Source organism: Ruegeria marisrubri (assembly GCF_001507595.1).
Taxonomy (GTDB): Bacteria; Pseudomonadota; Alphaproteobacteria; order Rhodobacterales; family Rhodobacteraceae; genus Ruegeria; species Ruegeria marisrubri.
Genome location: NZ_LQBQ01000012.1, coordinates 508490 through 522841 on the forward strand (window position 1 = coordinate 508490; position 14352 = coordinate 522841).

Genomic DNA, 14352 nt, shown 5'->3' on the forward strand with positions numbered 1-14352 from the left:
GCGGGGTCATAGCTGCGCCAGACGCCATCGACAAGCCGGGAGCGCCCATTTGACACGGTTTGCCCGCCACCAGACACTTGTTGCCAGGATGGGAGGATGCCGATGACGCGGACAGCCGCGCTAGCCGATTTCGTCGGAGACTGGCGGCTGACCCGCCGGATCGACGATGCACGCACCGGGCAGGTGGCGTTGGCCGAAGGGCTGGCGCGGTTCGTGCCATCAGCGACCGGCCTGATCTATGACGAGACCCTGCGTCTGAAGTTGCCGGGACAGGCGCCGATGACCGCGACGCGGCGCTATCTGTGGCAGGCCGACGGCGACGGGATCGCGGTGCTGTTCGACGATGGCCGACCGTTCCACCGCATCGCGCTGGGCGAGGAGGCTTGGGAGGATACGCATTGGTGCGCCCCCGACAACTATAGGGGCAGCTACGATTTCGGCGACTGGCCACGATGGATATCACGCTGGGCCGTGACCGGCCCGCGCAAAGAATATTTCATGGTGACGACCTACGACAGGCCGTGAGCCGGCCTCAGGCCTCGCACAGGGCTTCCAGATCGGCCTTGTTGACGCAATAGTTTGGCGCCTCGTCCAGCCGGTCGTTTGCCTCGAGCAGGCTTTTGCACCCTTCCGGGTTGCGGCAGCCGGTGCATTTCATCACCATGCTGCGGTAATGTGCGGCCTCGGTATCGGGGTTGCGCAGGATCATCTCGCCCAGATCGGCGCCCAGACGCGAGGCCATCCCCGTGACCAGATCGGTGTGCGAGGTCAGTTTCGAAAAGAGCTTCATATATGTTACTCCAGAGGCGTTGATTCGGATTTCGTGTAACATTTGCCACGTCGCCGACCCCGGCGGTTTGATTTCGGTCAAACGGGAGGCGGCGGGCGCCGCCAAAACCTATTCGCCCATCAAGGCAGGATCGAAGGGGTAGGTGGTCAGGTTTTCATAGCCGTCTTCGGTGATCAGCACCTGATCCTCGAGCTTGATCGAGAAATCGCCGCCGACCTCTCCGACACAGGCCTCGACGCACAACACCATGCCGGGCTCGAGCGGATAGTCATAGGCGCCTTCGACCGCCTTGTCGGGATAGGCCACCAAGGGCCACTCGTCGCACAGGCCGACCCCATGCATCAGGCAGCCGTATTTCTGCGCCTGGAACTTGTCGTCCAGCTTGTGCGCGTTGGCCGTCAACTCGGGTATCATCACGCCGGGTTTGAGCATCTCCATGTTGGTCATGATATGTTCATGCGCGTGACGCATGGCATAGATCATGTCGGGACGCGGTTTCTCGTCGCCGATCCACCAGGTGCGCGAGATGTCGATGCAGATGCCGTAGGAACCGATCAGGTCGGTATCAAAGGCGATGATCTCGTTCTTCTGCGTGATCCGGGGGCCGCATTCCTGGAACCAAGGGTTCGTGCGCTGCCCCGAGGCCAGCAGGCGCGTCTCGATCCATTCGCCGCCGCGCTTGATGTTCTCGGCATGCAGAACGGCCCAGATGTCATCCTCGCTGGTCTTGCCATCGCCCACGTTTGCACGGGCGAACGTCTCCATCTCGGCCACGGCGGTTTCGCAGGCGTGATGGGCGCAGCGCATGGCCAGGATCTCGTCGGGGCCCTTGATGGCGCGGGTCTTTTCGGTGACTTCCTCGCCTTCCATGATCTCGAAGCCCTGCGCCTCGAGCGCGCGGAGGCCGTGCAGCATGATCTTGTCCACCGCCAGACGCTTGTTGCCGGGGGCATGTTCCTGCATCAGTACGCGCACCTCGTTCGAGAAGACATCGGCCTGCACATCCACCTTGTCGCCCCGGTCGAAATAGAACAGGTCGGCGCCCGAGCGTTGTTCCCGCACCAGCGGGTTGAACTTGGACAGGAAGGGCGAGTTCTTGTAGTCCCAGATCACCATGTAGCCATCGGCGCACAGCAGAACCGCGCGGAACGGATTGTGGGTGTTCCACAACTGCATGTTGGTGCTGTCGGTCGCATAGCGGATGTTGAGAGGGTCGAACATCAGCAGCCCGCCATAGCCCCGATCGACGATCGCCTGGGTCAACCGTTTCCAGCGATACTCGCGCATCCGTTCAAGGTTCGGCAGCCGCAAACCTGCTGCTTCCCATTCGGCAAAGGCCAGCTGTGTGGGGCCGATCTCGATCCGGTCGTTGTCATTCGGCGTGCCGTCGCCCAGCGTCTTGCCGCGGGTGGGGTCGATCTTGCGGGTGTCGCGATAGTGTGTGTTCACGGATTGGCCTCCCTGCTGTTCCGTTCAGGGTGCAGGCCGGGTGACGCAGGGTCGCACAGATTTGCGACTGAATTTTCGTCGTTTTTGGTCTTACTCGGCAAACCGGCCATGCTAATCGCGACATGATGACGGAAATTCTGCAGAAATCGATTCCCTATGACCCGCTGGCCGAACGGCCTCTGCCGGGTATCCAGCCGCTTTCCATCGAGGACTGGCTGCTGCGGGACGACGCATTTGCCGAACAGATGGCTGAACGCGAGCGCCTGCTGGCCGAGCGGCGCGCGGACGTGCTGGCCATGGATGAAAGCGCCATGCCCGCGGCGCAGGAGTTGCTGGACCTCGTGCTTGCCCAATCCTATCCCGGCGCCACAGGGCGGGTGACGCGGCCTGACGGCGTTGAGGTCCAGATAGACCGTGCGCAACCGCTGGATACCTTGTGCCGGCTGGTTCAGGAGGATCTCTGCATCCTGCAGAAGCGCGGCGACGAGCATGTTCTGATGGCGGCGAACCTGTGTTTTCCGGCCAGTTGGAAACTGTCCGAGAAATTCATGCGGCCGCTGATCGCGATTCATGATCCCGTCGTCAGCTATGATGACAATATTGCCCGGCGCGTGCAGCGGCTGTTCGATGGTATTCAGCCGGGTAGGCCGCTGTGGCGATACAACGCCTTGTGGTATGAGGACGCCACTCTGTTCCAGCCGCGCAGCGCCAGCGCGCCGAGGCCGGTGCGCGACCGGGAAGGGGCACACTATCTGCGCAGTGAAAGACAGAGCCTGCTGCGGTTGCCGGAAAGCCGGGCCGTGGTGTTTTCGATCCACACATTCGTTCTGGAGGCCGCGTCACTGAACCGGGGATAGAAAAAGCCCCGCCGATTGGCGGGGCTGCGCAAGGGGGTCGAATGCGCTATAGGTATCAGAGACCCAATGCCGCTGTGACCTCGGTTATCGCGCCGCTGCTTTGCAGCAGAACCAGCGCGGCCGTATAGGACAGTACGTGGGTGTTTAGCCGGAAATCTTCTCCTCTGATCAGGTTCACGGCCGCCATCGAGGCCGCGACCGGAGCGCAGAGAAATGCAACAGCGCCGGTCATGCCCCAACTCGACAGGCGTTGGAGATCGCGTCTCAGCCGGTCTTCGCGCGACAGTTCCTGCTCTGGTTCCTCGTCTTCGCGGAAGGCGAGCGTCAGAAGCACCTGATCCGTGACCTCGATCGGTCGGGTCCCATCGGTGGGCACTGCCGGGGCCGTATGCTGATCGGCGGCCGGCCCCTCTTGGTGCGCGTCGCTTTCCGATCCAGAGAACGGCCCGCTGACCGAGGCGAAAATCTGCTTGCAGCCACGCTGGCGGCCTGGCGTCAGCGTGTCAAACGCGCTCATGAACTGTTCGATGGTCAGAACCGTGTTCGGCGAAAGCCACTCAACCCGCAGAGACGTGCAGATGTCGACCATGCGATAGAGCATGACGACCAGCATCAGTTCCGAAACCTCGTTGTCGTCCAGAAGCTCGGACACCGGAGACATCGTGATGACGAGCCGTTTCTTGCCACGCAGGACCGGCTTTCTGGCAATCGCTCTGAAGCCACCCGCGCTGTTGTTGCCGTCGTCACGGTTTTCCGGCGCAAGAGCCTCGGTTTCGAGGCTCAGTTGCACGAGGTACTGGCTGGAGACAACGCTCGCTTCGGTTTCGGACAGGACGGTCCGGCGTTCGACGAGATGTCCATAATCCTGAAGAGTTGCCGCAACGATCTGGCTGAAGCGCTCCAGCGTTCCGTCATCGTTGCCCAGAAATACCAAGCCGCCATGGTATCTGCTCTTCGAAGTCACAGCGCGAATCCTCCATTGCGTGTGTTTGCAAAACCAACTCTATTTTCGGATATGGGAAAAAATTTGACAGATTTGGAGAATTCCTAACTTTTCCCGAGTCTGGTTACGTATTGGAAACCAAGGAAGAAAAGTCGTTTGAAGTGGATGTCGGCGGTTTTGTGGCGAAATTGCGGCGCGAGGTTGTGCAGGCTGCTTCAAGCGTCAATGCGACTCGCCATGATCGCGATGGCCTTCTGATAGACCGTTGCGCCGTTCCATTGCTGGATGACGGCAAAGTTCGGTTCGCCGGGTTGATAGCCGCGCCCCGGTTTCCACCCCTTTTTGCGCAGGAAATTCGCAGTCGAGGCCAGTGCATCGGTGATGTTGTAGAAATCGACGCGGCCATCCCCGGTTGCATCGACCCCATAGGTCAGCGCGTTGCCGGGCAGGAACTGGGTGTGCCCAAGCTCGCCGTGTTTCGCGCCTTTGGTCGCCATGGTGATGCTGCCTTTGTCCACCAGTTTCAGGGCGCCGATTGCGTGGGGGATGAAGAATTCCGAGCGTCGGCAATCATAGGCCAATGTCGTGATTGCCGAGACGACCTGGCTGTCGCCCATGAAGCGGCCGAAGCCGGTTTCCATCCCGTGAATCGCGATCAGAATACCGGCTGGCACACCATATTGCCGTTCGAGCGCGGCATAGAATTGCGGGTTCGCCGCCTTGCGCTTGCGGCCCTGCGCGACGATGACATCGGCGCCCCGCACCTGCATGAATTTTTCCAGAGAATATCTGAAGCTTTTCTGGTTGCGGTCGGCCGATATCGTGCCGGTCGCATAGCGGGTCTGGGCCAGCGCCTGCAGCCCCTTTTTCTTGACGCCCGACCGCTTGGCGACCTGCGCGAAATCCTTTTTCCAGGCTTCGAACCCCGCGCCGGTATTGCCGCAGGGGGCCGCAAACAACGCTGCGGGGGTCAAAACGAGGGCGAAGGCGAGAACAGTGGAATGAATGCGCATGAAACCGGTCCAGAAAATATGCCCAATCGTATCGGGGCGTGCGCAACGGATAAAGGGAAATCGGACAAGGCGCCTGCCAACGAAAAAGGGCGCCCCAAGGGACGCCCTTCGCATTATTCACGTTTGCCGATCAGCAGCTGTAGTACATTGCGTATTCGACCGGGTGCGGGGTGTGCTCGTAGGTTTCGACCTCTTCCATCTTCAGTGCGATGTAGCCGTCGATCTGGTCCTTGGTGAACACGTCGCCCTGCAGCAGGAAGTCGTGATCGGCGGCCAAGGCCTCGAGCGCCTCGCGCAGCGAGCCGCAGACCGTCGGGATGCCGGCCAGTTCTTCGGCGGGCAGATCGTAGAGGTTCTTGTCCATCGCCTCGCCCGGATCGATCTTGTTCTTGATGCCGTCCAAGCCGGCCATCAGCAGGGCCGCAAAGCACAGGTAGGGGTTGGCCGACGGGTCGGGGAAGCGGGCCTCGACGCGCTTGGCTTTCGGCGATTCAGTCCACGGAATACGGACGCAGCCCGAACGGTTGCGGGCCGAATAGGCGCGCAGAACCGGGGCTTCGAAGCCCGGGATGAGGCGCTTGTAGCTGTTGGTCGACGGGTTGGTGAAGGCGTTCAGGGTCTTGGCGTGCTTGAGGATGCCGCCGATGAACCACAGCGCCTCGTCCGACAGGTCAGCATATTTGTCGCCGGCAAACAGCGGCTTGCCGTCTTTCCAGATCGACATGTTGACGTGCATGCCGGTGCCGTTGTCGCCCGCGATCGGTTTCGGCATGAAGGTGGCCGATTTACCGTAGGCGTGCGCGACGTTGTGGATGACGTACTTGTATTTCTGCAGTTCGTCCGCCTGTTTGGTCAGGCTGTCGAAGATCAGGCCCAGCTCGTGCTGGCACGAGGCCACCTCGTGGTGGTGCTTGTCCACCTTCATGCCCAGACGCTTCATGGTCGAGAGCATTTCCGAACGCAGGTCCTGGGCTTCGTCGATCGGGTTGACCGGGAAGTAGCCGCCCTTGACGCCCGGACGATGGCCCATGTTGCCCATCTCGTACTCGGTGTCGGTGTTCCAGGACGCGTCGGTTGCATCGACTTCGTAGGATACCTTGTTGATGCTGTTCGAGAAACGAACGTCGTCGAACAGAAAGAACTCGGCCTCGGGGCCCATGTAGGCCACGTCGCCGATGCCCGACGCCTTCAGATAGGCTTCGGCCTTCTGCGCGGTGCCGCGCGGGTCACGCTCGTAGGGTTCGCCGGTGTCGGGCTCGACGACCGAGCAGTGGATGCAGATGGTCTTTTCCGCGTAGAACGGATCGACATAGGCGCTCTCGGTGTCGGGCATCAGTTTCATGTCCGATGCTTCGATCGACTTCCAGCCGGCGATCGACGATCCGTCGAACATGAAGCCTTCCTCCAGGAAGTCCTCATCGACCTGATCGGCCATCACGGTCACATGCTGCAGCTTGCCGCGCGGGTCGGTGAAGCGGATGTCGACATATTCGGCCCCCTCTTCCTTGATCAGCTGAAGAACTGCGTCCTTGCTCATACTCTTGGTCCTCTGTTTGAGTTCTCGGTTGTTTCGTTACAGCGCGTCCGAGCCGGATTCACCGGTGCGGATGCGGATGGCTTGTTCGATGGGCGAGACGAAGATCTTCCCGTCGCCGATCTTGTCGGTTCTGGCAGCGCCGATGATGGCTTCGACGGCGGCGTCGACCTGGTCGTCGTCCAGAACAACCTCGATCTTCACCTTGGGCAGGAAATCGACCACGTATTCCGCGCCGCGATACAGTTCGGTATGGCCCTTCTGGCGACCAAACCCCTTGACCTCGATCACGCTCAGGCCCTGGATTCCCACGTCCTGAAGCGCCTCCTTCACTTCGTCCAGTTTGAACGGCTTGATGATCGCTTCGATCTTCTTCATCGGGAGATACCTCACATGCTTGTCAGGCGAGTGCAGATCACGTCTAAGCTGGTGCAGCAACGTGATTGAAAAAAAGCGCTGGCTGCGGCGCGGCGAAAAAAGCTGAATGGTCAAGGAATGGGCGTTTTGCACAAAAAATGCGCAAAAGTGAATCGCTGGGAGGGGTGAGATGGTGGAATTGCTGACAGCCGCGCAGATGCGGGCGATCGAGCAGGCGGCAATCGAGTCCGATCAGGCCAGCGGTCTGGACCTGATGGAGAAGGCCGGGCGAGGTATTTTCGAGGCGATTTTCGAAGAGTGGCCCGAACTCGCCCGTGAACCGCAGCGCGCGGTTGTCTTGTGTGGCCCGGGCAACAATGGCGGCGATGGATTCGTGGTGGCGAGGCTGCTCAGGGAATGGGGCTGGGGGGTTGATGTTTTTCTCTACGGCAACCCGGAAAAGCTGCCGCCGGATGCGAAGGTCAATCACGACAGGTGGAAGGCGCTGGGCGGTGCGGTCCAGCCCATAGAAGCCTTCCAGGACGCGCCCGCGGAACGCCCCGCCTTGGCCCTTGATGCGCTGTTTGGAACGGGGCTGACGCGGGGCCTGGATGAGGTGGCCGCGCAGGCGATCGGGCTGCTGGGGCTCATGCGCAAGTGGACACCGCCCGTTCGGGTGGTCGCAGTGGATATGCCTTCGGGCTATTGCTCGGACAGTGGCCGCCGCCTGTTTGAAGAGCAAACGATCAAGGGCGCCGATCTGACGGTGACGTTCGAGCGCCCCCGGCTGGGGCACCGTCTGGACGAGGCGGCCATCGTCTCGGGCAAGGTGGTCGTCAAGCCGCTGGGGATACGTCACCCGGAAGATGGGGCGCTTCTGGACAGCATAACTCCGGTCGCCCAAGAATGCCGGGTAAATCCGCACTGGCTGGCCAAGAGGGATGACGACCACAAATATTCGCATGGCCACGCCCTGATCCTGTCGGGTGGTTCGGGTAAAACCGGGGCGGCACGGCTGGCGGCGCGCGGTGCGTTGCGGATCGGGGCCGGTCTGGTGACCCTCGGGGTTCCACCTTCGGCTCAGATGGAGGTGGCAAGCCAGATCACGGCGCTGATGCTGCGGCGGATCGACGGGGCGGACGGCCTGACCGAGGTGCTCGGGGACGAGCGCCTGAATGCGGTATGCATGGGGCCGGGGTTGGGGCTGGAGCGCGCGCGGGAACTGGTGCCGGTGGTTCTGGGGCAGGGTGGTGTCACGCCTCGCCCGACGGTTCTGGATGCGGACGCTCTGACGGCCTTTGCCGACGCGCCCGAAAATCTGTTCGGCCTGCTTCACGAGGAATGTGTCCTGACCCCGCATGGCGGCGAGTTCGCCCGCCTGTTCCCGGACGTTGCACGCAAGCTGGCCGAGCTCCCTGTGAAAGGCCCTGCCTATTCCAAGGTCGATGCGGCCCGCGAGGCAGCGGAACGGGCGGGATGCACGGTTCTGTTCAAAGGGCCGGATACCGTCATTGCCGCGCCCGATGGCCGCTGTTTCGTCAACTCGGCGCATCACGACAGGGCGGCTCCCTGGTTGGCGACGGCGGGGGCCGGAGACGTGCTGGCCGGTTTCATCGCCGGCCTTCTGGCACGCGGGCTTTCTGCGCAGGTCGCGGCGGAAATGGCGGCCTGGTTGCATGTGGAATGCGCGCGAGAGTTCGGGTCCGGACTGATCGCCGAGGATCTGCCCGAACAATTGCCAGCCGTTTTCAAACGGCTCACCATATGATTGTTGCGCCAAGACCAGAAGCCTTGAAGGGGCGCCGTTTCGGCGGATTGTCGCCGTCAAGTGTTCCTCGGCGCATAGCGGGTGTTTGCCATATGCATGGCCAAATGGCAGAATTTGCTTGGGGCCTGTGACTGGCTTCCCACAAACGCGCGAACAAGTTCTTGAAAATACGTCTATTTGTCGCCTCCTGGCGGTTTCGGTTGTGGCGAATTTGCAATGCTTGATCAGGATGGATATGGGGCCTCTGGAACCGCATGGTTCCCCTGAACATCTGAGTAGTACCTGAAACCCGAACCTTTCATGGTGAAAGAAATGTCGTTTGATATCAAACTCTCCTCGGCCGCAGCCCTGCTGGCGGCCACCACGGCAATCCCCGCCGCGGCCGAACTGAAATACGAAAACAACTCGGGTGGCTACGTCCTGCTGTATGGACAGCTAAACCCCGCGATCATCTCGGTTGACGATGGTCAGGACAGCGATACCCGCTTGCTGGACAACGACCTGTCCAACAGCCGTGTTGGCTTGTTCCTGATGCAGCCCTATGGGCAGAACGAGTTCACCTTCCGGTTCGAGACCGCCCTGGGCCTGCCGAATTCGACCGAGTGGAACCAGAACGGCACCGACTTCAGCGGCTGGACCCGGTCCGACATCCGTCACGTCGATTTCGCCCTGAAAGGCGACTGGGGCAAAGTTTCGGCCGGTCAGGGCAGCATGGCCTCGGACGGGGCCGCCGAAACCGACCTGTCCTATGTGGGCACCGCGCTGTATTCCTATACGGCCGATGAAAACTCGGGCTTCTTCTACCGCGGAACCAGCGGGGCCCTGAGTGGGATCGCCGTGGGCGACACCACCAGCAACTTCGACGGCGCACGCCGTGGCCGTGTGCGCTATGACACGCCCGTGTACAACGGGTTCTCGGCCAGCTTCGCCTATGGTCAGAACATCCTGTCCAGCAGCGATGACGACGACTATTACGATCTGGCCGTGAATTACGAGAACACCTTCGGCGGTGGCATCGAATTTGCAGCCAGCGTCGCATATGCCGTGCGCGATTTTGACGACGGCTCCGGCGAGCGTGAAGACGTGATCGGTTCGGCGTCGGTCCTGCTGCCCAGCGGGTTCAGCTTCACCGCTGCTGCCGGTTCCCGCGACAATGTCAGCGGCTCGAGCGATCCCAGCTTCTGGTACACCAAGATCGCCTATGAGGGCGAATGGGTGTCCTGGGGCAAGACTGGCGTGGGCCTGGATTACTATGACGGCTCCGACTTCGACAGCGACGGCTCCAGCACCGAGTCCTGGGGCATCGCAGTGGTGCAGCGCATCGACAGCATCAATACCGACGCCTATCTGAAGTATCGCAACCACGACTTCGACGATGGCTCGTCCTTTGAAAAGAACGAAGCATGGGTGCTGGGCGCCCGTTGGAAGTTCTGAGGGCAGTCACCCTGAATGAACAAGCGCCCCGGCACGGTCCGGGGCGTTTTTTTGTGGGCAGGAGAGGTAAAACCGGGCTGATCGGGCACCTTGCCCCTTGCCCTCGGTCGGCTGGGCAAATAGAAGGCCTCAAATTTGCCCGGCGCGCGATTTTGCGCGCCCCGAATCCTATGGGGACTACCATAATGCAGGTTACCGAGACGCTGAACGAAGGTCTGAAACGCGGCTACAACATCGTTGTCACCGCCGCCGAGCTGGACGCGAAGGTCAACGAAAAGCTGGCCGAGGCTCAGCCGGAAATCGAGATGAAGGGCTTCCGCAAGGGCAAGGTCCCGATGGCCCTGCTGAAAAAGCAGTTCGGTCAGCGCCTGCTGGGCGAGGCGATGCAGGAAACCATCGACGGCGCCATGAACAAGCATTTCGAGGAAAGCGGCGACCGTCCGGCGCTGCAGCCTCAGGTCAAGATGACCAACGAGGACTGGAAAGAGGGCGACGACGTTCACGTCGAGATGTCCTACGAGGCGCTGCCGGAAATCCCCGAGGTCGATCTGAAGTCGATCAAGCTGGAAAAGATGGTCGTCAAGGCCGACGACGCAGCCGTTGAAGAGGCTCTGAAGAACCTCGCCGAAACCGCGCAGGACTTCAAACCGCGCCGCAAGGGGTCGAAGGCGAAAGAGGGCGATCAGGTCGTGATCGACTTTGTCGGCAAGGTCGACGGCGAAGCCTTTGATGGTGGCTCGGCCGAAGACTACCCGCTGGTTCTGGGCTCGAACAGCTTCATCCCCGGTTTCGAGGATCAGCTGGTCGGCGTGAAAGCCGGCGAAGAAAAAGACGTCAACGTGACCTTCCCCGAGGAATACGGTGCCGAGCATCTGGCCGGCAAGGAAGCCGTGTTCACCTGCACCGTGAAAGAGGTGAAAGAGCCCGTCGCGGCCGAGATCAACGACGAGCTGGCCCAGAAATTCGGTGCCGAGGATCTGGAAGCGCTGAAAAAGCAGATCGCCGAGCGCCTGGAGGCCGAATATGCTGGCGCCTCGCGCGCAGTCATGAAGCGCGCCCTGCTGGACGCGCTGGACGAGAAAGTCACGTTTGACCTGCCGCCCTCGCTGGTCGAGGCCGAAGCCAAGCAGATCGCACACCAGCTGTGGCATGAAGAGCACCCCGAGGTGCACGATCACAACCACGACGAGATCGAGCCGACCGAAGAGCACACCAAACTGGCCGAGCGCCGCGTGCGTCTGGGCCTGCTGCTGGCCGAGCTGGGCCAGAAGGCCGAGGTCGAGGTGACCGATGCCGAGATGACCCAGGCGATCATGAACCAGGCCCGTCAGTATCCGGGTCAGGAGCGCCAGTTCTTCGAGTTCGTCCAGCAGAACGCCCAGATGCAGCAGCAGCTGCGCGCGCCGATCTTCGAAGACAAGGTCATCGACTACGTGTTCGAACTGGCCGAGATCGCCGAAAAGGAAGTCAGCAAGGACGACCTGCAGAAAGCCGTCGAGGCGCTGGAAGAGGAGTAATTCTCTTCCCGGCTGCCAGGCCGGATTCCGCGTGCGTGCGGGTCCGGCCAACGGATGGTTTTCAGAACCGACGTTGGGGCGCAGCCCCCTTCGGCCCTCTCCGGAGGGCCTTTTTTTGACCCTTTGGCCCTCGGATTGGAAAACCTGCAGGACTGCCTTTGGGTGGGGCAGGCGATCCGGCAGGCCGGCAAGGTTCTCGCCGCAAGAAAAAAACGAGGCGGAGCCGTCGAAAATGCGACGGCTCCGCTTGGGTGGCTTTCTTTCAAAAGGTGAGGGGGTCAGGCCTCTTGAGCAAAAGCACGGGGGGTGTTGAGAAGAGCGTCTTTCTGTTCAGGTGTGAACGTATCCGACAGAGATTCGATCAGCCTTAGAACGTCCTGAACCTCGCTCTCGGTCCTTGCGTCGCGCATCTGCTCGACGAAATACCGTTCCAGGGTGCTGAGAGGCTTGTGGTCCTGGTTCGCCACACTCGGCTTTGGCATCGGCGACTTGGCTTCCTGCCGTTGCGCCATTAATCTCAGTGCGTCTGCCTCGGACAGGAACACGTCGTGCTGGATGCCGGCAAACTCCCGGATCGAGGCGATGCGTTCGTCCGAACAGTCCATCAATGCGGCCATGGCCGTGACCTTGCCCATCGGTTTCGCCGTGCCCAGATAGTCGCACGGCGCGTTGCCCGACCGCTTGAGAACCCGGTTCATGACCGGGTCGATCACCGCGACGGCGTCCAGAACGCCCGCTTTCTGCGCGTATTCGAACGAGCCGATCATCACTTCGCTGGTGACATAAGAGATCGAGTTCTTGGCGCGCCCCTGGCCCAACCGCGAGGTGTCGACGCAAAAGCGGGTGGCTTCCCAGATCTGGGTGCTGCGCAACGGTGGCTCCCCATCCAGAATGCTGCTGAAGACGTCGGCGAGCATGTGCGGTCCAGTAGTCTGCAGCAGGCGCATGCAGCTGACCACTTCGCCCTCATCGTCGATGCTGACGACATGCGCTGGATCGAGGTCATCGAATTGATCGCGTTCGCGGCCGTTGACAACGTTGACCTCCCAACCCAGGCGGCCTTCGAAGACGCGCGCACGCAGCTTGAAAACCTCATCCAAAACGTCGCCGAAAAGGTGCTTGTTAAGTCCGTCGATGACGATAATCATGCCATCCCCCTAAAGTCTTGTTACCGTTATTCGAGGATTAACCAAGATTTGGAACAAGACTATTAGGGGTTTCCCGTAATTTCGGAGATTTCGTAGTATTAACCGGGATGTATGAGGCCAAGTCCGATGGCTCTGCCGATCGCCTGAGGGGTGGTCAGTGCGCCAAGTTTCTCTCGGCCGGACCGCACATGGACCTCGACGGTTCGATGCGAGATGCACAGGATGTCGCCGATGTCCTGCTGAGATTTGCCTTCGGCAACCCACTGAAGAATCTCTTTTTCCCGTGAAGACAACGGCGGGAGATAGAGAGCTTTTCCCAACAGCCCCGATCGCATGACGGAGTCATGCAGATGCACGGCGGCCATTTGCAGTTCACCCATGAAGTTCTTTTTCTGAGCTTCCCATTCGTTATCAGAGCAATCGCGGGTCAGGCTCAAAAGCCCGCACTCGCCGTAGGGGCCCCGGATCGGGATCGTCAGCCCCCGGTCGGTGATGCCGAAATCGCTGGCGTCCCTGAAAACCGCATTGAACTTGTTGTCGTGGTTGAACCGGCCCCAGTCGACCGGCGCCACGCTCTGTGACGAACGATAGAGCGTCGGGTCCACATTGTGAAAACCCTGCCGAGCATAGTGGAGTTTCCATTCATCGGGATAGTTTGCATAGCCCTGGACGTCGCCCTGAACAGAGTTCATGACGGCGTACGATGCGTAGTCAAACCCCAGTTGATCGCAAATCGTATCCAGAAACTCTCCTGCCGAGGTTTCCTGTTGGTCGACTGCGGCCAAGTCGATGAGTTTCACCGCCTCTCCTTCTCGTTCGGACAGCCTCTTTCAGTCAGCATTTCGAATGCAATCAAGGACGCGCCATCCCACAGCGTCAAGCCAACATTGCGACAATTACGCGGATATGTGCAAGTGATTTTGGAAAAGGCCGCTCTACGACGTGCGCTCGGCATGCAACAATGTGGCGCTACCGGCAGGGTTGTCAGCTCTTTGGTTTGGCCAGACCGGTCTCGACCAGCATTCCACGCTTCTTCGCCTCGTAATAGTAGCCCTTGGCGTAGAGATGGATGGCGCGCTGCTGGTCGCCGTCGGACAGAAGCCATGCCCCGCGCAGGTATTTGCCTGCGTATTTCAGGTTGGTGTCCGCGTCCAGCAACCCCTCTGGAGAGCCCTGGTAACCCATCGACCGGGCCGTCGCGGGCAGGATCTGGAGCAAGCCATAGTAGGGGCGGTTCACGGCCCAGGGGCGGTGCGTGCTTTCCCGGATCGCCAGCTTGTGCACCAGTTCCCTGGGCAGGCTGTAGAAGTCGGCCCACTTGTTGATCAACGCCCTCAGTTCCGGCGTTTCGTTCGGATAGAGCGGCGGATCGAAGGGTTCGTTTCGGCTGCTCAGCCGATCATCTGTTTTGGCGCACGCAACAAGCGGTGCGGCCGCAAGCAGCGCGAGTGCAGATCGGCGGGGTAGTTTACGCATTTCAAGCCTCCGTTCTTGCGCGCATGATAGGCGGCTTGTCGGCCGCCGCAAGCCGCGGTGCGCCGT

Annotated in this window: 14 protein-coding genes; 5 read left to right on the forward strand and 9 right to left on the reverse strand. The window is 60.9% G+C overall.

Annotated features, from left to right (window positions below; translation table 11 throughout):
* Window positions 1-102 precede the first annotated feature (102 nt).
* On the forward strand, window positions 103-525 hold the full coding sequence (locus AVO45_RS09475) for a DUF6314 family protein (RefSeq protein WP_068346268.1): 423 nt from the start codon (window positions 103-105) through the stop codon (window positions 523-525).
* Window positions 526-532: 7 nt separating this feature from the next.
* On the opposite strand, the gene AVO45_RS09480 is transcribed toward AVO45_RS09475, so the two are convergent.
* Together AVO45_RS09480 and dddP are read right to left on the reverse strand one after the other, a co-directional pair.
* Window positions 533-790, reverse strand: coding sequence for a DUF6455 family protein (locus AVO45_RS09480; RefSeq protein ID WP_068346270.1), 258 nt, complete (start codon window positions 788-790; stop codon window positions 533-535).
* A gap of 108 nt (window positions 791-898) precedes the next feature.
* A complete protein-coding gene (dddP, locus tag AVO45_RS09485) occupies window positions 899-2239 on the reverse strand; it encodes a dimethylsulfonioproprionate lyase DddP (protein WP_068346272.1) in 1341 nt (446 codons plus the stop codon).
* Window positions 2240-2364: 125 nt separating this feature from the next.
* Here dddP and AVO45_RS09490 point away from each other — a divergent pair, with 125 nt between their 5' ends.
* Window positions 2365-3096: a heme-dependent oxidative N-demethylase family protein gene (locus tag AVO45_RS09490; protein ID WP_068346727.1), complete on the forward strand. Its 732-nt coding sequence runs from the start codon at window positions 2365-2367 to the stop codon at window positions 3094-3096.
* A 55-nt stretch (window positions 3097-3151) separates the two neighbouring features.
* On the opposite strand, the gene AVO45_RS09495 is transcribed toward AVO45_RS09490, so the two are convergent.
* From AVO45_RS09495 to AVO45_RS09510, 4 genes are all read right to left on the reverse strand, one after another.
* On the reverse strand, window positions 3152-4060 hold the full coding sequence (locus AVO45_RS09495; RefSeq protein WP_240482106.1) for a hypothetical protein: 909 nt from the start codon (window positions 4058-4060) through the stop codon (window positions 3152-3154).
* A gap of 194 nt (window positions 4061-4254) precedes the next feature.
* The gene (locus AVO45_RS09500) at window positions 4255-5052 is read right to left on the reverse strand and encodes a lytic murein transglycosylase (protein ID WP_068346276.1); all 798 of its coding nucleotides are present in this window, start codon (window positions 5050-5052) and stop codon (window positions 4255-4257) included.
* 130 nt (window positions 5053-5182) lie between these two features.
* Window positions 5183-6589 carry a type I glutamate--ammonia ligase gene (gene glnA, locus AVO45_RS09505; RefSeq protein ID WP_068346279.1) on the reverse strand — a complete coding sequence of 469 codons (1407 nt, stop codon included), beginning with the start codon at window positions 6587-6589 and terminating at the stop codon, window positions 5183-5185.
* 36 nt (window positions 6590-6625) lie between these two features.
* Window positions 6626-6964 carry a P-II family nitrogen regulator gene (locus AVO45_RS09510; protein WP_068346729.1) on the reverse strand — a complete coding sequence of 113 codons (339 nt, stop codon included), beginning with the start codon at window positions 6962-6964 and terminating at the stop codon, window positions 6626-6628.
* 169 nt (window positions 6965-7133) lie between these two features.
* Here AVO45_RS09510 and AVO45_RS09515 point away from each other — a divergent pair, with 169 nt between their 5' ends.
* The 3 genes from AVO45_RS09515 (at window position 7134) to tig (ending at window position 11662) form a co-directional block, all read left to right on the forward strand.
* Window positions 7134-8711, forward strand: a complete 1578-nt coding sequence (locus AVO45_RS09515) for a bifunctional ADP-dependent NAD(P)H-hydrate dehydratase/NAD(P)H-hydrate epimerase (RefSeq protein WP_068346281.1) — start codon at window positions 7134-7136, stop codon at window positions 8709-8711.
* Between the two features lie 312 nt (window positions 8712-9023).
* Window positions 9024-10145, forward strand: coding sequence for a porin (locus AVO45_RS09520; protein ID WP_068346731.1), 1122 nt, complete (start codon window positions 9024-9026; stop codon window positions 10143-10145).
* A gap of 185 nt (window positions 10146-10330) precedes the next feature.
* Window positions 10331-11662 (forward strand): trigger factor, encoded by a 1332-nt coding sequence (gene tig, locus AVO45_RS09525; RefSeq protein WP_068346283.1) that lies wholly within the window; start codon window positions 10331-10333, stop codon window positions 11660-11662.
* 278 nt (window positions 11663-11940) lie between these two features.
* Here the strand turns inward: tig and AVO45_RS09530 are convergent, their stop codons facing one another.
* The 3 genes from AVO45_RS09530 to AVO45_RS09540 form a co-directional block, all read right to left on the reverse strand.
* Window positions 11941-12810: an acyl-homoserine-lactone synthase gene (locus AVO45_RS09530; protein ID WP_068346285.1), complete on the reverse strand. Its 870-nt coding sequence runs from the start codon at window positions 12808-12810 to the stop codon at window positions 11941-11943.
* 98 nt (window positions 12811-12908) lie between these two features.
* The gene (locus AVO45_RS09535; RefSeq protein WP_068346287.1) at window positions 12909-13610 is read right to left on the reverse strand and encodes a helix-turn-helix transcriptional regulator; all 702 of its coding nucleotides are present in this window, start codon (window positions 13608-13610) and stop codon (window positions 12909-12911) included.
* Between the two features lie 184 nt (window positions 13611-13794).
* Window positions 13795-14286 carry a lytic transglycosylase domain-containing protein gene (locus AVO45_RS09540; protein ID WP_068346289.1) on the reverse strand — a complete coding sequence of 164 codons (492 nt, stop codon included), beginning with the start codon at window positions 14284-14286 and terminating at the stop codon, window positions 13795-13797.
* Window positions 14287-14352 lie beyond the last annotated feature (66 nt).